This window comes from Pontiella sulfatireligans (genome assembly GCF_900890705.1).
In the GTDB taxonomy this organism is placed as follows: Bacteria; Verrucomicrobiota; Kiritimatiellia; order Kiritimatiellales; family Pontiellaceae; genus Pontiella; species Pontiella sulfatireligans.
This window is the reverse complement of sequence record NZ_CAAHFH010000002.1, coordinates 1,209,379-1,226,737: the sequence shown is the minus strand read 5'-3', so window position 1 is coordinate 1,226,737 and position 17,359 is coordinate 1,209,379. Positions and strand designations below refer to the sequence as shown.

The window sequence follows — 17,359 nt, the reverse complement described above, 5'->3', positions numbered from 1 at the left end:
CGGAGGAATGGCGTGTTTTCAGGTCGGCATTGATCCGGCTTGGTGTCTGGGGTCACCGCCCCCGGCTACACTTAGAATGTGTAGGTGGCGAACAGGCGCGCGTCGGTGGCGGTGGTGTTCTGCTCTTCGCGATAGCCGACGCCTCCCTTGAAGCAAACGGTCAGGTTTTTCGCGACCGGCTGCTTGACGACTAGATTGAGTTCTTGGGCTTCGTCGCTGCTTTTGTTCCAGGTGTAGGTGTAAAGGCCGTAGAGCGTCGTATCGGTTTTTTCCAGTTTGGTTACGGCCTTGAGGTAGGCGGTGTCCGTTCCTCCGTTGAACTGGCCGGCGTAGATCATCATCAAGGAGCCCAGCGCATGGTTGATGCCGGTGGTGGCTTCCTGAAAACGCAGGTTGCTGCCGCGCACGCCGAAGTAGCCCGGCTCGAGGGTTACCCGTCCGATTTTTTGCTGCAGCGACAAGCCGAAGGCTTCCGAGTTGCGGGTGGATGCATCGCCGACATCGTTTTCATGGCGGTAGTAGCCAAGGATGGCGCTGTCTTCGAGGACGTCCCATTTGACGCGCGTGCCGATCAGGTTAGCCACGTCCCATGCATAGGCATCGAAGAGGGCGATTTCCAGCCCTTCGACGCAGTTGTTGACGAGCTCGCCCCAAGTCACGCCGGCGGAGCTGCTGTCGGTGCCGAAGACCTCGTTGAATTCGTTGAAGTCCGCGAGGTCGCGAACCTGGATCCAGCTGCTCATTCGGAGCGCGTGGCCGACGGTCAGCTTGGTGTCGGTGAGATCCTGGGTTTGGAACTGGACGGTTTCGATGGAGCGCGATTTCTGGCGGAAGTCGTCGGCGCGGAAGATCTCGCCGTTGTTGATTTTCCGGCCGGCCAGCACGGTGGTGTTGGAATAGCCCAGCGCACCGAAGTTGTAGCGCAGCCAGCCTTCGTTAAAGACGTTGATGTTGCCGTTGGCATTGAGGGAGCTGTTGTCTCCGTTGAACAACTCACCGGCATAGTTGTAGCCCACTCCGGCATCGAAGCCGGCCACTTCTGGCGTAGTGTAGTTCAGGACAATGCCCATCGTTGAGGCATTCCCGTTGTTCCCGTTGTCGTAATCGCGGTACATGCCAAGGTACTGGACACGGCCGGAGATGGTTCCGTAGCCTTGGTCGTTGAAGGGCTTCATGATGCTTTCCGCCCCGGCCATGCTGGAGAGGAAAATGAGATTAAGTGTACATAGTGCAAGTAGTTTTTTCATAATAAAAGGGAGGCCCGCCCGGAGTCCGGGCGGGCCTAAGGGGTTGGGTTATCCGATGTACTCAAGACCTTCGTTGTCCTTCTGCGTCATCAGCGATGCGACGATCAGCACAATGAAGCTGAGGGGGATCGAGATGATGCCCGGATTGTCGAGCGTGTGCAGGGCGGTCGCCTTGTCGAGGCCGTACTGCGCATACATGCTCGGGGAAGTCAGGATGATGCCCAGTGCGGAAACCATGCCGACGCCGATCGACCAGGCAATGCCCTTGGCCGTGGTCTTCGGCCAGAAGAGCAGCATGATGATCGACGGCAGGTTGGCCGAAGCCGCCACCGCGAACGCCCAGCCCACGAGGAAGGATACATTCATGCCCTTGAAGGCAATGCCGAGCCCTACGGCAAGAATACCGACCACTACTGCGGTCAATTTGCCGGCTTTCACCTTTTGGGTGTCGGTCATTTTGATGGCAAAGTAATTGTCCATCAGGTCGTGCGCCACGGCGCCGGATGCGGCGACGATCAGGCCGGAAACGGTTCCGAGCACGGTCGCGAACGCAATCGCGGAGATAATGGAGAAGAGCACGATCCCGAAGGCCTTGGCTAGCAGCGGAGCGGACATGTTGCCGCTTTCCACGTCGATGACGCCGAGCGTCATGGCGCCGAAGCCGAGGAACAGGGTGAGTACGTAGAAGAACCCGATCGAGGCGATGGCCACGATGGTCGATTTACGCGCATCGCGCTGCGACGGAACGGTGTAGTAGCGAATCAGAATGTGCGGCAGCGAGGCCGTTCCGCAGAAGAGCGCAAGCATCAGCGAAATGAAGTTCAGCTTGCCGATGGGCGTCTTGGTCTTGAATTTCTGGCCGGGAACCAGCAGGTCGGAGCCTTTGGTAACGACTGGGCAGAAAACCTTCACATGGTCGCCGTTGTCGTCGAACTTGGCAATGTTGTCCTTGGGGTAGCGAACGACTTCGGAGCGGTCGATGGAGGCGAAATATTTAAATATGCCCACCCGGCCGGTTTCCGTGATTTCGTTCCCTTCTTCATCGGTCAACGAGGTTAGGTGTCCTACGGATTTAAACTTATTGTCCGCTTTAGGCGCGCCATTGTAGAGGGTTTCGCCGGAAGCGGTCACGACTTTGGACTGCGCTTCAAGCAACTGGTCGCCCTCGACGATCCACCAGTTGGCAAGGCCGTCTTCGACCACCTTGACGAAGGTTTGGTCGTGGTATTCAACCGTCGCCGCAGTGGTGACGCTCGATGCCGCAATGATTCTCGGAACGAAGGTTTCCGGGCGGGTCTCTGTGGAAAGGCCTTTGTTCAGCACCATAACAGAGATCACGGTGGAGAAGATGATCAACAGGCCGCCCTTGAGGAACTGCACGTAGGTGGTGGAGGTCATGCCTGCGGTCGCCACAATCGTAATAACGATCGCCCCCACCATGATCACGCCAACCCAGTGGGGCAGACCGAGCAACGGCGTAACCAGTACGCCCGCGCCGACCATCTGCGGAATCAGGTAGAACAGCGAAACCGCCAGCGTGCTGATGGCCGCCATGAGCTGGATGCCCTTGGAGTTAAACTTGGCATCGAGCGCGTCGGTGAAGGTGTATTTGCCGAGGCGCTTCATCGGTTCGGCTACCACGAACAGTGCCACGATCCAGCCGGCGAGATAGCCGATGGAGTAGAGGAAGCCGTCATAACCCATGGTGGCAATCAAACCGCAGATGCCGAGGAACGATGCCGCCGAGAGATAGTCGCCGGCAAAGGCGATGCCGTTGACGAACCAGTGGATGGTTCCGCCGGCGGCGAAGTAGCCCTCGGCCGATTTGGCCTTGCGGGCGTAGTAGAACGACATGCCGAGCACAAAGCCGACAAAGGTCAGGAAGATTGCAATGGCGATGGGGTTGGCTACATAATTCATTATTTAGCCTCCCCGGCTTTACCGTTCAGTTCATCTTCTTTTTTCGTGCATACATGGTTGTAGACGAGGCCGAGGATGATCGCGAAGATGATCAGAGCCATGCCGTAGACGATGGCAAGGTTGGTTCCGGCAAGTACCGGCTTCTTCATGGTTTCGGGCGAGAATACGGCGATGCCGACAAAACCCATATAGATGATGCAATATAGCCAGAACAACTTGATCCCAAGCTTGGCCTTCCAAGCGGACGCCGCGTCCTTTTCCGTTTTTGCTGCTGGTTCGTGTAACATGTTTCCCCCCTATGATTTGGTTTTCCGTGAAACTTGTTTGTTTAGCAAACTAGTAATAATTCTCCAACTCATTAGTGCATAAAATATTACTAACTAATACGGGTATAACAAGTGTCCCTATTTAGTCATATTTCCTGCGCGGCAAGGTATGCATTGTTTTTCGGTGCCGATGCGTTATGTTCAAGCATATGAAATTTTTCCGAATTATTGGAATCCTGCTGCTGCCCATGTTTGTTTCCGGGGCATCGTTGCGGATCGAAGGCGAGCGCGCGTGGCTGGAGGCTGACGGTACGCCGCTTCCGAGGGTGTTGCGTTTGTTCGAGCAGCGCGGCGTGGAAGTGCTGATTGATCCCGCTCTGGAGCTGGGCCGGATATCCGGCGAATGGGAAAACACCCCGGTCGATCGATTGATTGCTCAGCTGGCCAGCCCGCACAGCTATTTGCTGGAATGGAAAAAGATGGACAGCCCGCTGGGCGCCATCTACCAACCCGCTAGCATCCGCATCTTTTCCGACGGCAATGCCTCCGCTGCGCAGCCGCTCACGGCCAAGCGCAAGGTGCTCGATGTCGTCGATGGAACCAACGGGGTGAAATATATCCGTGGCGAAATCATGGTTGGATTCAGCGAAGGCTCCACCATCGACGACCTCAAGGCGCTGCTGGCCAAGGTGGGCGGCACGGTGATCGAGGTCATCGATCCGCCCGGCATCTACCGCATCAAGCTTAACGACGGCATGTCGGTCGAAGACGCCATGGCCATTGCCGAGGCGCAGGAGGGCGTTGACTCGGCCGAGCCCAACCTCGCGTTTCCCAAGCTTGGAAGCGAGCCCGTTTCTCTATCGGGAACCGGCGAGGGGATCAACCTGAGCCTCCTGCCCGGCGAAACCGCCATCGCGGTCTTCGACTCCGGCCTCGATCCGAAATATGCCGACCTGCCCTTCATCCGCGGCACCTACAACGCGATTGATCCCTCCGAACCGATGAGCGACCCCACCGGCCACGGTACGTTGACCTCCATGATCGCTTCAGGCGCGCTCACGCCGCTTGGCGCCGAGGCCGCCACAACCGGTGTCCCCGTGCTTTCCGTCCGCACCTTCGATGAAAACGGATACACTTCATCCGATACGATCATGCGCGCCCTTGAATTTGCCGCAAATTCCGATGTTGAAATCGTCAGCATGAGCTGGGGCTCCGAAGTCGATAGCCAGTTCATGGAAATGGCCATGAACTATGCCGCTCAAAACGGGCTGACCCTTTATGCCTCCGCCGGCAACGAGCCGACCGGCACGCCCATCTATCCCGCCGGCTATGACTCGGTGATTGCCGTCGGCGGGCTCGACCCAACCGGGCAGCAATGGGAAAACTCCAACTTCGGCGATTTTGTGGACCTCTACGGCCCCGCCTACGTTTGGTTCAACGACCAAATGTATGTCGGCACCTCCGTCGCTACGCCCAACAAAGCCTCCGAAGACGCCCGCTCTAAGTAGAGGTTCCGCAATTGGCTAGTTATCGGTTGCCAGCCGGTAAAATCCTTGGCTCCAATTGGTTTGCAGCATGCCCGTCCAGTTGGCTGCGACGGCGGACGGAGTGAAGGTGCCCGCATTCGTCCAAGCCGGCGGGGTGAGCGAATCGGTGCGCTCCACTACAATCGGGCTTCCCGGCTCCAGCCGACCGAGTTGCAGCGAGATTGATGCACCGGCGATGCTCAATGATTCGATCGCCGGTTGCACGCGCTGTTGGCTGATGGCCTGCACCACGGCGGGATACCAGTTGGTGGCCATTTTGTCGTAGCCGATCGGGGAGGGGTGGAGGCCGTCCGCCATGTCGCCCGAGGAATAGTCGATGCCGGCCCCGTTTTCCATATCCACAACAATGATGTCGTCTCCGGATGCGATGCGCGCTATGGCCATCGCGTTGAGGTTGCTGTTGTATGTAGTGATCTCAGGGCGGCACGCTTGCGCGTTAATGATCAGTGCAAGGACGACGGTTGCGTCTGGGTTTGCGACGAAGATGACATCCATGATATCCGAAACCTCATTGGCATCTTCATCGTTGTGGAGGATATCGTTGGTGCCTAAATGCACCAGAACGATGTCGGCCGGCGTTGCTGCCATCCAATCGGCAATATGGTCGAGCACGTTGTTCGTTGCGGTATCGTGTCCTGCATACCAGCCGTTGCGCCCTTCGTGCTGGTTGTCGGCAAAAAAACCGCTCGTTTGGCTACCGACAAAGTCTATCCCATAGCCATCGTCTGCCAGCAGCTGGCGCAAGGTTTTGCGGAAGCTGCTTTCGTTGCTTATCCCTGCCCCATACCCGCGCGTAATCGAATCGCCCAGCGGCATAATGCGGATCGGTGAGGCCAAGGCCGATGCTCCAGTCAACAGAAGGACTATGTATCGGATATGTTTCATGTTTCTAGCCGGTTATTTGGGGGTTGAGGCGTTCTTTCCTGCTTCGAGTTGCATCATATGCCGGCGGTGTTTTTCTGCAAAGGCAGCGTCTTTTCTTCCAATTGATTTCCATAGACGGGAAATATAGTCGGGAGGGAAGCTGTAGATGGGCAGGCCTTCTTGTTCGACCAAACCGCGTTCTTGCGGGTCGAGTCCGAAATAGAGCGTCATCAGGATGTCGCTGCTGGCCCAAGGGCTTCCACGGAAATAGCCATGGCCCTTTCCTTGGTCCGCTCCTTCTGCTTGGCTGACATCGACATAGTTAATTCGCTCCTGAAGCTTGGTCAGAGCCCTTACCGTCTGCGGATGGATGAGGTCGCCCTTTCCTCCCCAAAGCTGCCCGACTCTGTGCCGGCGTGTCAGGCGCTGTGCAAAGGCCAGCGCTTTGTCGTGCCCGGAAACATAGACCGTCGTGCGCTGGGCAACGTCGAGGATGCCGTCGGCGATGTAGATGCCAAAGGTGTTCCGGTCTAGGTCGCTCCCGGTCAGGATAACGTTTTGGATGCGAAGTTTTTCCTGAATTTCCTCAGGGGTCTTGCCGTGGTTCATCAGTGCTAGCTGTTCGAGTGCGCGCACTACTAGCCGGGTTCCATTGCTGTAGCCGATGATATGAATTTGTTCGGCGTCGGTCTGTTCAGCCACGAGCTCCAGAAGAAGGCGAAAGTTGCGGGCAAAGCCTACCGATGTATCCGAGTCGCGGATGTAGGCAAACCGGCTAGGGGTGGATGGCCATGAGTAGGCGATGAAGGCGCCGTTGTATCCTAGAAAATGCCATAGCTCGGCCGAAACCAGCAGGGGGTTTTCGAAGGGGACCTTGTAGCCGTGGACATAGATGTAGACATGCTTTTTCGGAGAATGGGCCAGCTGGCTGTTGATGGCCTCTGCAAAACGTCCGGAGGCATCGGGGGCGCCGTTCATGGTTGCTGCATTGGCGCCCAGCCAAAAGGGGGAGGTGCTCGGCATTGCGCCCCATTCTTCGATTTTCGTAATCCGGATGGGAAGGTTGTCGGGACGCGTTTTCAGCATTGAGTTTTTTCGCACGTATTGCCAATCGAGCTCTTTCTCTCCCAGCTGGATTTCGGCGAGGCCCAGACGCACCAGATAGCCGACCTCGTTTTTGTAGTATTTTTGCGGATCGTTGTCGGTGGCAGGCAGGCGGTCAGTGGCAAAAAGAATGCCGTCGTAAGGAATCAGATCGAACGGATTCTTTTCCGGCAGCGGATTCAGTATGCCGTTGCCATAGACATCGGGTGCCGGCATAAGGTTGATCTGGTCGATCGGAGGGCTGGAGCACCCGGACGACAAGGTGATGACGACCGGAATAAGGCTCAGTCCAAATCTGCTGAAACCGGATTTAAACCGATCTGAAATCATCACAGCTCCACGCGCGTCAGGCGCTGTTCAATGTCGTCCAGCATCTTTTGGTAGGGCTTGCTCTGCATGTTCATGAGCCGATGCTTTTCTTCGTTGTACTTGCCGGCATCGGTCACAACAAAGGTATGGCATTGCAGGCGGCGAGAGCCGCTCTGCAGTTTGACCAGCTCCGTCTCCACGCGGACGAGCGTGGCTGCCCCTTCCTGTGCGGCAATCAATCCGCCGTAGGCCATGGTGTCTTTCCGGCTTCCTTCTTTGGTGAAAACGATCTGCGTTGCCTTGCCGGGGGCTCTGGTAAAGCCGTTTTCTTGAAACACAGCAATCGTCGTGTCTCGGATTTCCTGCCAGGAACAATCCGAAATTTCGACGGATGCAAAGCTGGCGGAAGCCGGAAGATTTGACGACCGGCATCCGGTGATGCCCAAGGCGCACCCCAATAACAAAGAAAGTAGTGCTGCAGATCCGGTCTGTTTCATCATGTATTCCATCCTTGCTGGTTGTTTATTTTGGAGTGCTAAAAGAACTTTTTGAGCATGCCCTTGGCTTTGTCCTCGGTGGATTCGCCTTCTTTGCCTTCTTCCGTCTCTTCATCGCCGCCGAGGAGTTTGTTAAGGCCTTCGCCGGCTTGCTTGGAGAGCTCTTCCTTGGCCTTGCCGATTTCCTTGTTGGCGCGGTTGGAGAGTTCTTTTTTTCCGGCGGCGACAAGGGCGGTTTTCATGTTGCTCGTGAGCTTGTCGTAGTCGATCTTGACGCGGGGCGAGAGCAGCGAACCGCCGAGTCCGCCGTCGATCTCGATCATTTCCATCGAGCTGAATACCTCGGTGGCGGTTTCGGCATCCATGCCCATGATGGTTTTGCCTTCTTCAACATCGGCCTTGAGGTCGTGGACGACGATGGTGAAGGGGAGGTTCAGCTCATCGGCCGAGAAGGTGCCGCTGGCCTTAATGTCGGCCTTGCCGTCTTTAACGTTGATCGGCAGGGAGTCGCCGGAGTCCACCGCACCGCCGATGGCGATGCCGCTAAAGTTGGCGGCGAGCTCGTTCAGCGCCGCGGGATCGTCGAAACGAAGAACCACTTTGGCCGTGGGCTCGGATACGCCGGCGGGCGTCATGACGAAGGTGGTGGGCAGGCCGTTGAGCTCGGGATGGCTGGAGACCTCAGAGGCTTGGAACGTTTGCGAGGGAAACCCGTCGCCGAGCTGGACGTTGTCGATTTCGACTTTGCGGATGATCCATGCGGGGCGAGTGGAGACGAGGTCGGCGGCCGCTTTCAGGTAGCCGAGTTTTTTGGCGTCAACCACGGCTGCCTCTTTGGTGGCTTTCGCCTTTTCGCCTTTTTCAACGGCTTCACCGCTGGCCTTGTGCTTCTTCAGATAGTCATAGGCCTTTTCGCCGTATTTTTTCCAGTCCTTGGCTTTGGCGAAATAGTCTTCGAGCGAGGTTTCGCCTTTATCCTTCTTGGCGGCTTCCTCGTCCTTCTTTTTATCTTTCTTCTCATAGACCGCGCCGGGGGATTCGCGCGGAACATCGCGCTGGACGGTGCTGCCGGAAAGCAGGTCGATGGCGTAGCTTTTGCGGAGCAGGTCGCCAACGCTGACGTCGGCGGCGAGGGTGTCGATCTGCATAAGGTTGTGGGTCGGCTTGTCAGGATCGGTAATCTGTAGATCTTCGATTTCGAGCTGGCCTCCTGCGAGCGAAAGGTGGGCTTTGCCGACGTTGACCTCGGCGCCGGTTTCGGCGGCGATGGCGGCTTGGAGTCCGGATTTAACGGCGAGGTCGAGCAGGAAGAATTCAAGCACGAGGCCAATCACGACAACGCTGGCAACGAGGATGATCCCCGACTTGCGCAACAGGGGCGATTTTTTTGCGAGCACGTCGGCGGTCGAAACCTTTTGCTTGCCGAAGACGAGCCACATCAGAAAGCGCGAAAACTTGTTGCCGACGGCTTTGCCGACCTTTTCGTGATCGCCGGCCTTGACCATCTGCTCGCGGATTTTGTTGATCGTGGCACCCATGAACAGCCCGAAAGCGATGCCGATCAGAATGGAGAAGGGCAGGCTGCCGACCATGGCGTAGACGTTCAGATCCATCAACGCAGTGACAGGCGCGTTCGCCAGCGTGGTGAAGAGGCCTTCGAGGCCCATGTTGTGGATGATGAAGTAGCCAGTGTGGAACGATGCCATGGCGAGCACGAGGCTGAGCAGTTTCCCGACCAAGACGCCGAGCAGGACGAAGCCGACATTGGCATTGAGCAGCAGCGTAATTAGAATGGCGAAGGCCAGCGTCGCGCCGGCCACCGGGTTGAAGCCGATCAGCACGCCACACAGCGCCCCAAGAAAGATTTCTTTTTTGCCCGCGCCGCCACGCAGCATTTTTCCGATTTTTCGAACGATTTTGAACGCAATCATGTTTCATCCTCCTGTAAAAGTTTACCGTGGAAGCATAGGACTTTAACCACTTTCGGGTCAATGGGGATTCGCTGCGGATGCAAAGGCGAAAACACGGAAGTCCTCAAATTCAGGCTGGGGATCTTTTTTCGGGCAATGGCGAAAAAAAATCTGTACACGTTCGATAATCACGTATAAACTACCCGTGTTTTCCGGCAAGCAGGGGTTGCTTGCGATTAGTTCAACTACAAACAGAAGGTGGCATCATGAAAATATCGGTACTTCCAAAACTGTTCTTCCTCATCTCAATCGCCGCACTGTGCATGCAGGCAAATGCGGCCGACCTCTACGTCTCAAGCTACGGCGGCGACATCCAGTCGGCGGTCAACGCCGCAACCAATGCCGGCGACACCGTCTGGGTGGAGGACGGCACCTATGTCCTTTCCAGCGAGATCCATGTGACCAACGCCATCACGGTACGCGGCATCAACGGCCCGACCGCTGCAATTGTCGACGGCGATGGAGTCACCCGCTGCTTCTATCTCGAAGACGAGGGCTGCATCATCGCCGACCTCACCATACAAAACGGATATGAATACAGTGGTGCTGGCATCTATTGCGACTACTCGCTGGCAACCGTCTCCAATTGCGTTATCCGCAACAACGTTGCCGATCCTGAAGACTATACCTCGGGCGGTGGGCTCTATGGCGGAACCGCCATCGACTGCCTCCTTAGTGGCAACCAGGCATCAGAAGGCGGGGGAGCGGCGCAATCAATACTGGTCGGCTGCCGCCTCGAGGGCAATGCCGCCGCAAGCGGCGGCGGCCTGGCCTATGGCTCGGCCACCAATTGCCTGATTATCAACAACTCGACCATCGACGGACTGGAACTTGAAATATCTCCCGGGGGCGGCGGGATATATGACTCGACGGCCTACACCTGCGCCATCAGCGGCAATAAAACGGGCGCCGGCGGCGGAGGAGCCTACTACGGTTCGCTCTACAACTGCACCATCACCGCCAACACAGCCAACTATGGCGGCGGCGTTTACAACGCCAACGAAATCTACAACTGCATCGTCTGGCACAACACCGTCACCGGTTCCGGGAATGGCGGCGGGGAGCCCGCGAGCTTCGGCTCCGTGGCGGCGAATGCCGAATATGTCAGCGGAAGCGACCTCTCCGATTGCTGGGAGGTCTACTACAGCTGCGCACCTGAGCTGAACACGTTCGACACAGGAAACATTACAAACAACCCGGCCCTTGTTTCTTTATCGCATATCGACACCAGCTCCCCCTGCATCGGTGCCGGCACCACCAACCTGGTCGGCGGGGGCGGCGGGGGCGGCGGTCTGGCCTCCTTGGCCTACGGCGACGACCCCGCAATGACCGCCTCCGACATCGATGCAGAGGCATGGGCATACCCCCCTGCGATGGGGTGCGACGAAAACCACGGCGCCGGTACGCTCATTGGCCCGCTCGACCTTTCCATCTATGGCCCGGCCTTGATTGCGACCGACTATGAGGCCGAATACCTTTTCATCGTCGACGGCATCCCGACAATGGTGGTTGCATCCATTGAAGGGGTCGGCGCGGTCACCAATCCAGTCGGCCCGGTGGAAGCCTCCTGGAGCACCCCCGGCACCAACGACCTGGTTTTGACGGCCTACAACGAAACCTATCCGGGCGGCGTTTCCTACACCCAGGAAGTGGTGGTGGTTTCCACCGCCGCGACGGCCATCCACGTGGCCATCGACGGCGACGACTCGGACGACGGCTCGAGCTGGGCGCTCGCCAAGGAAACCATTCAGGGCGGCATTGCTGCCCAAACCGTTCTGGGCGGCTGGGTGCTTGTGGCCGACGGAACCTATACCAACGAAATGTTCCCGATCCATCTCGATGTCCCCGTGGTGGTGCAAAGCACCAATGGCGCCGGGGTGGCCATCATTGACGCCGACGGAAACGAGCGTTGCGTTGAAATCTCCGATGGCGGAGCAGTTCTGAAAGGCTTTACCGTGCAAGACGGTTCTTTCTGGGATGCCGGCGGCGGCATCAACTGCTCCGCCCAGGGGGCAACGGTGCGCGAATGCATTGTCCGCGACAATTATTCCGGTTTTTCCGGCGGCGGCATGTCCGGCGGAACTGCCATCAACTGCAGTTTCTACAGCAACACCAGCGCCAGCGAAGGCTCCGCCATTGCCTACGGCACCGCCATTGGTTGCGTGTTGGCGTATAACGAGTCCGGCGGCTCCGGAACGGCGTATTACAGCGAACTGCGCAACTGCACTGTGGTAGGCAACCATGCCGAAGACCACGCCGGCGGAACCTATGAGTGCGACCTGTACAACACCATCGTCTGGCACAACACCTGCGCCGATCCCGCCGAGGGCAACGATATCTACTGGGGCAATATTTGGTCCAATGTCTGCTCGCCGGATGTCGAGCATGGCATTGACGGCTGCATCACCAACGAACCGATGCTCGCCAGCTGCTCGCACCTCGCTACCGGCTCGCCCTGCATCGGCGCGGGTGCTGCCGCCGAAGCCCTCGAAACCGACATCGACGGCCAGGCATGGCTCGTCCCGCCCGCCATCGGCTGCGACGAATACCACGGCTCCGGCTCGGTCACCGGCGCGCTCGCTCTGGTCATGGACGGCATCACGATGTTCGCGGTCGATACCCCGATTGAATACTCCTTCATCGCCATTGGCCCCGCAACGCAGACTGTTGCGTCCTTCGGCGATGGAACGGCCGTCACCAACCCCATCGCAGTAATTGAGAAGAGCTGGAGCACGCCCGGCTTGTTTGATGTGGTCTTCACCGCGTGGAACGACTCCTATCCCGGCGGAGTCAGCATTACCCAGCAGGTGACGGTTGTTTCGGAAGCCGCCTCAACCATTCACGTCGCTACCGATGGCGACGACATGAACGATGGATCGAGCTGGCTATTCGCCAAGCAAACCATTCAATCCGGCGTCGATGTTCAAATGATCTACGGAGGACGGGTGGTGGTCTCGAACGGCACCTATGCCATTGGAAGTCCTGTCATGATCGACTTCCCGCTGAAGCTGATCGGCTTCGGCGGGCGCGACGAAACCGTTATCGACTGCGGGGAATCCAGCCAGGGCCTCTACATCAACGACCCCGGCGCCTTCGTCAGCGGCTTCTGCATCACCAACGGCTACGGCTCCTACGGCGGCGGCATTCGGTGCGCCATCGGCGCGATGGTCTCCAACTGTCTGGTCACCGCGTGTGAAGCGACATCGCGAGGCGGCGGAATCTACCAAGGGGAGATTGTTGACTGCATCATCGACGACAACCGTGCGAGAAATGGCGGCGGCATTTCCGATTGCACTGCCATCCTTTGCGAAATATCCAATAACGAGGCGTCTGGCAGCACCTACTGCTACGGCGGCGGGGCGTATCGTTCCACCCTGTACCACTGCACGGTGGAAGGAAACTCGTCTGCGCGTTATGGCGGAGGAGTATATAACTCCTACACGTATAAAGCGCACTCCTGTTTGATCCAAAACAACACGGCCACACGAGACGGCGGCGGGTGCTACAACGGCTACTACTACAACTGCACCATTGTTTCCAACAAAACAGTTGGCGGATACCCAGGCGGCGGCGCGGCCTATTCCTACCTATGGAACTCCATCGCCTACGGCAACCTTCGCGGTGTTGGGCAGGACGACATTATTGGCGGACATGCCTACAGCAGCTGTTCGCCGGATGTCGCGGCAGGCCTTGACGGCAACATCACCAACGCCCCGGCGTTCGCCGATCCAGACAACGGCGACTTCCGATTGTCCGCCGGATCGCCCTGCATCGACGCCGGCAGCAATGCCGTGGTTTATGTTGTGGTCGATCTCGACGGCAACGCGCGCATTGTCGGCGGCACTGTGGACATGGGGGCCTATGAATATTCCGCCACCGGACCGCTCGATTCCGATGGCGACGGCATGCTCGACGCCGACGAACTGATCGCCGGCACCGGCATCAACGATCCCGACGACTTCTTCCGGGTTGAAAGCATCTCCAACACCGTTGCGGGAATGATCGTTGGATGGGATGCCGTTGTTGATCGACTCTATTCGGTTTACTGGACCGGTAACCTCGTCGACCAGCCCTTCACCCTGCTGACCAATGGGCTGATGATTGGGGGCTTCCAAGACATCATGCATGCGGGCGACACCAACGGCTTCTACCTCATCAAAGTTGAACTTGCGCCGTAGGTGGATTGGCGATTGAACCATGCGCCGTTTCGGCGCATGGTTTGCCAATGAATAATTCAAAACACATCGAGTGGGCGCGGAAGATCAAGGCGGTCGCGCAGATTGGGTTGGAATATGCCACCGATCCTTACGACCGCGGGCGCTATGAAGAGTTGCGCGTGCTGGCGGCCGAAATGATGGCCGAAGCATCGGACGTCCCGGTTTTCCAATGGCTGGAACTTTTTGAAAAGGAAACCGGCTATGCCACGCCGCGCGTCGATGTGCGCGGCGCGGTTTTTCAAGACGGGAAGGTGCTGCTCTCCCGCGAGGTCGACGATGGCTGCTGGAGCCTGCCGGGCGGATGGGCTGACGTGAACGATCCGCCGTCGGTGGCGGTTATCCGCGAATTGCGCGAAGAAACCGGCTACGATGTTCGCTGCACCAAGCTCGCCGCCGTGCTCGACCGCGACCTGCACTTCCACGACGACAAGCGCCCCGTTCACACCTACAAGCTCATGTTTCTCTGCGAGATCATCGGCAAGGCGGGCGAGCTGGATCACGATATTTCCGATGCGCGCTTCTTTCCGGTCGACGACCTCCCGCCGCTGTCCCTGCACCGCACCCTGTCAAAGCAGATCGCGCTGATGTATGAGCATTTCAAAAACCCAGAGCTGCCGGCCGTGTTTGATTAGGCCTGCGGATTCATTTCGCTCTGGCAGTCGGTGAATTCCTGAAGCTTATAATGTAACGATCGCTTTGCCGACGGTGCGACCGGACTCGAGTTGCAGATGCGCGTCCTGCAGCTTTTCAAACGGGAACGTCACCGAAACATGAGGTTTCAGGGAGCCGGCTTCCAGCATGCCTTTCAGCGTGTTCATGTCGTCGCCGTTGGACTGAACCATCACAAACTCAAGCGCGACGTTCAGCTTGTCCGCAGCGGCCTGAAGATCTTCCGGGAAGGTGTGGGTCGGCAGGGAAACAATCTTACCGTCGGATCTTACCACCTTCAGCGAATTTTCGAGAATCGCTCCGCCCATGCCGTCGAGCACAAAGTCGATATCGGTCAACACCTCTTCAAACTTTTGCTCGCGGTAGTCGATGTGTTCATCGGCACCGAGCGTCATGCAGAAGTCACGGTTCTTTGCGGATGAGGTGGTGATTACATGTGCACCGAGGTTTTTTGCCATCTGGATGGCAAAGTGGCCGACGCCGCCGGAGCCGGCATGGATCAAAACGCGGTCTCCGGATTTGACCCGGCCTGTCAGCACCTGCAGAGCGGTCAACGCGGCCAGCGTGGTGGCTGCCGCGTCGGTGAACGATGCGTCGGCCGGCATCTTTGCGAGGTGGCTGGCGGGGGAGGCCACATATTCCGCATAGGCTTTTCCATGCCCTGGAAAATTCACCATGCCGAACACGTTGTCGCCGATCGCAAAGTCAGTTACGTCCGCTCCGACTTCCGCCACAGTACCGGAAATATCCCAGCCAAGAATGACGGGTCGCTCCTCGGTGCCCAGGATCATGTTGAGCACTTCTTCGTGCGGGCGGACTTTCACGTCCACTGGATTGATGCTGATGGCTTTGGTTTTTACCAGCACTTCGCCGGCTTTGATCGCGGGCTTTTCGATTTCGCTCAGGACGAGGTTTTCAACGCCGCCGGCTTCGTTTAACAGATATGCTTTCATTATATTTTCCTCAGTTGATTTAAGCGGCGCGACGCGAAGCGAGTCTGAGCCCGCGCAAGACAACCGCCGTTCTACGCAGTACAGTGCTCTGCGCCGGATCCTTTATCCTATCTGGGTCATTTCATTGACGGTGAATTCTTCGGTCGCGCCTTCTGTAGCTTTCATGAAGGCCTGAAAATGCGCCGAATCAAGATGCTTCTGAAGCAGCTCTGCGCTGTCCCAGTTTTCATAAACCACAAAAAGCATCGGCGCCGCATTATCGACGTGCAGGTTATAATTAATGCAGCCTTCGTCTTTGGCGTGCGTCTGTTCTGCCAGCTTCAGCAGCTCTGAATTTACTAGTTCCACTTGGGCTTCTTTTGCTTTGATGGTTGCAACGATAGTGAGTTTTTCCATTTCTCTTTCTCCTTGGGTTTATTTCATAAACGGGTCTAAAAATCTGAAGGCCGAAGGTTTTAATGTCGTTTGATCCAGTGACCTTCGGCTTTGGACTGTGGCGATGCCGCTACACAAATCTCATAATCTCATTCACATCATGTCGCGGGGTGGGTGCCGGGGCTTCGTCCGGTCGGCCGTAAACAATCAGCGCCGCTACGGTTTCTTCTTCCGGCAGGCCGACGATGCTGGAAATCGTCTCATCATCAATCACGCCGAAGATGCAGGTGCCGACACCTTTAGCATGAGCAGCAAGGCAGAAGGTCTGGCAGGCAATGCCGGCATCGAATACTTCCCATACGCCGGCTTTTGATGTGGCATATTCTTCCTTGTCGAGTTTGCCGCTTTTGCCTTTTACAAAACTAAGCACGGCCACTCCGGTTGCATTTTCAAGCGTCTTAATGTTGTAGGTAAAGCCCTTCACGCCATCCGTTGCCATCTTTGCAATCACGGCCTTGTCATCCACCAGCGTATAACGCGCAACCTGAAAATTACCCCATGAAGGCGCCCAGCGGGCGAGTCCCAAGATCTCTGTCATGGTTTCCCGGTCGACGGGTTCGTCTTTAAATTTTCGAACGCTGCGGCGTTCTTTAATCATTTCAACTGCATCCATGTTTTTGCTCCTTTACTATTCTTTAAATATATCGCTGTAAAATTCCGTGCACAATAGGCGCAAATAGACCGGTCGTCTATGACCGGCTAAAAAAAATCACTACCGCACCTCCATGTTTTCAATGCGGTTTTTAATGTATTCAACGGTATGACGCACGGGTTCCGATGTTTGGAAAATTACCGCTCGTTGTGCTGCTCCAGCCCAGTGGTCCTGAATAAGTTCCGCCTCGGTGTCGATATCCAGATCTTCAGGGAGTAGTCCGGCTTTAACGGCATCATTAAGGACCTCGCGATAAATATTAATCCAGTCCTGAAATCCCTTTACCAGTTCCTCGCGCATGCCTGCGCTAATGTCAGAAACTTCAGAGGCCAGTTTAATCGCCAGGCAGGGGAATTTTCCGGGATGCTTATCCATGAATGCAATGCTGCCTTCGAGATAGGTGAAGAGGCGCTTGAGGGGATCGGGTTCCTTTTCCCGGTTCAACAGGAATGACCGCTTATGAACGCTCGCCTGATCCATGTAGTGCTTCATCATTTCGACGCCGAACTGCTCCTTCGACTCAAAATAGTAGTAGAAAGAGCCCTTCGGCACCTTGACGGCATCCAGGATCTGCTTCAGGCCGACCGAGTGAAAACTCCTCTCCAGCATGAGCTCTTCCGCCGCCTCTAGAATGCGTTCTTTGGTTGTTTGTTCTTTCATGTTGGGGCGCATAATAGACCGGTCGTCTAGTATGGCAAGAAAAAATCCG

General features: G+C 56.9%; 14 protein-coding genes. 3 read left to right on the top strand and 11 right to left on the bottom strand.

The annotated features are described in order from the left end of the window. Nucleotides 1-71: 71 nt before the first annotated feature. The 3 genes from SCARR_RS18200 to SCARR_RS18190 are packed head-to-tail and all read right to left on the bottom strand — an operon-like array spanning nt 72 to nt 3,454. Nucleotides 72-1,247: a hypothetical protein gene (locus SCARR_RS18200; protein WP_136063082.1), complete on the bottom strand. Its 1,176-nt coding sequence runs from the start codon at nt 1,245-1,247 to the stop codon at nt 72-74. A gap of 48 nt (nt 1,248-1,295) precedes the next feature. Next, a complete protein-coding gene (locus tag SCARR_RS18195; RefSeq protein ID WP_136063081.1) occupies nt 1,296-3,167 on the bottom strand; it encodes a solute symporter family protein in 1,872 nt (623 codons plus the stop codon). Next, on the bottom strand, nt 3,167-3,454 hold the full coding sequence (locus SCARR_RS18190; RefSeq protein WP_136063080.1) for a DUF485 domain-containing protein: 288 nt from the start codon (nt 3,452-3,454) through the stop codon (nt 3,167-3,169). Before SCARR_RS18190 ends, SCARR_RS18195 begins: the two co-directional genes overlap by 1 nt. A gap of 188 nt (nt 3,455-3,642) precedes the next feature. On the opposite strand from SCARR_RS18190, the gene SCARR_RS18185 reads away from it, so the two are divergent. Continuing rightward, the gene (locus SCARR_RS18185) at nt 3,643-4,941 is read left to right on the top strand and encodes a S8 family peptidase (RefSeq protein ID WP_168433421.1); all 1,299 of its coding nucleotides are present in this window, start codon (nt 3,643-3,645) and stop codon (nt 4,939-4,941) included. 15 nt (nt 4,942-4,956) lie between these two features. Here the strand turns inward: SCARR_RS18185 and SCARR_RS18180 are convergent, their stop codons facing one another. The 4 genes from SCARR_RS18180 to SCARR_RS18165 are packed head-to-tail and all read right to left on the bottom strand — an operon-like array spanning nt 4,957 to nt 9,685. After that, on the bottom strand, nt 4,957-5,865 hold the full coding sequence (locus SCARR_RS18180) for a GDSL-type esterase/lipase family protein (protein WP_136063078.1): 909 nt from the start codon (nt 5,863-5,865) through the stop codon (nt 4,957-4,959). A gap of 12 nt (nt 5,866-5,877) precedes the next feature. Further along, nucleotides 5,878-7,278 (bottom strand): alpha/beta hydrolase, encoded by a 1,401-nt coding sequence (locus SCARR_RS18175; RefSeq protein ID WP_136063077.1) that lies wholly within the window; start codon nt 7,276-7,278, stop codon nt 5,878-5,880. Continuing rightward, entirely contained in the window at nt 7,278-7,757 is a 480-nt protein-coding gene (locus tag SCARR_RS18170) for a hypothetical protein (protein WP_136063076.1), read from the bottom strand. The genes SCARR_RS18175 and SCARR_RS18170 overlap by 1 nt, the downstream gene beginning before the upstream one ends. A 35-nt stretch (nt 7,758-7,792) precedes the next feature. Continuing rightward, the gene (locus SCARR_RS18165; protein WP_136063075.1) at nt 7,793-9,685 is read right to left on the bottom strand and encodes a DUF2062 domain-containing protein; all 1,893 of its coding nucleotides are present in this window, start codon (nt 9,683-9,685) and stop codon (nt 7,793-7,795) included. 245 nt (nt 9,686-9,930) lie between these two features. On the opposite strand from SCARR_RS18165, the gene SCARR_RS18160 reads away from it, so the two are divergent. Together SCARR_RS18160 and SCARR_RS18155 are read left to right on the top strand one after the other, a co-directional pair. Next, nucleotides 9,931-13,902 carry a choice-of-anchor Q domain-containing protein gene (locus SCARR_RS18160; RefSeq protein ID WP_136063074.1) on the top strand — a complete coding sequence of 1,324 codons (3,972 nt, stop codon included), beginning with the start codon at nt 9,931-9,933 and terminating at the stop codon, nt 13,900-13,902. A 47-nt stretch (nt 13,903-13,949) separates the two neighbouring features. After that, nucleotides 13,950-14,573: an NUDIX hydrolase gene (locus SCARR_RS18155; RefSeq protein ID WP_136063073.1), complete on the top strand. Its 624-nt coding sequence runs from the start codon at nt 13,950-13,952 to the stop codon at nt 14,571-14,573. Between the two features lie 45 nt (nt 14,574-14,618). On the opposite strand, the gene SCARR_RS18150 is transcribed toward SCARR_RS18155, so the two are convergent. The 4 genes from SCARR_RS18150 to SCARR_RS18135 form a co-directional block, all read right to left on the bottom strand. Further along, nucleotides 14,619-15,563 (bottom strand): NADP-dependent oxidoreductase, encoded by a 945-nt coding sequence (locus tag SCARR_RS18150; RefSeq protein WP_136063072.1) that lies wholly within the window; start codon nt 15,561-15,563, stop codon nt 14,619-14,621. A gap of 102 nt (nt 15,564-15,665) precedes the next feature. Beyond that, nucleotides 15,666-15,959 (bottom strand): putative quinol monooxygenase, encoded by a 294-nt coding sequence (locus SCARR_RS18145; protein ID WP_136063071.1) that lies wholly within the window; start codon nt 15,957-15,959, stop codon nt 15,666-15,668. Nucleotides 15,960-16,068: 109 nt separating this feature from the next. After that, nucleotides 16,069-16,611, bottom strand: coding sequence for a nitroreductase family protein (locus SCARR_RS18140; protein ID WP_136063070.1), 543 nt, complete (start codon nt 16,609-16,611; stop codon nt 16,069-16,071). A gap of 99 nt (nt 16,612-16,710) precedes the next feature. Further along, nucleotides 16,711-17,310, bottom strand: coding sequence for a TetR/AcrR family transcriptional regulator (locus SCARR_RS18135; protein WP_168433420.1), 600 nt, complete (start codon nt 17,308-17,310; stop codon nt 16,711-16,713). Nucleotides 17,311-17,359: the final 49 nt, after the last annotated feature.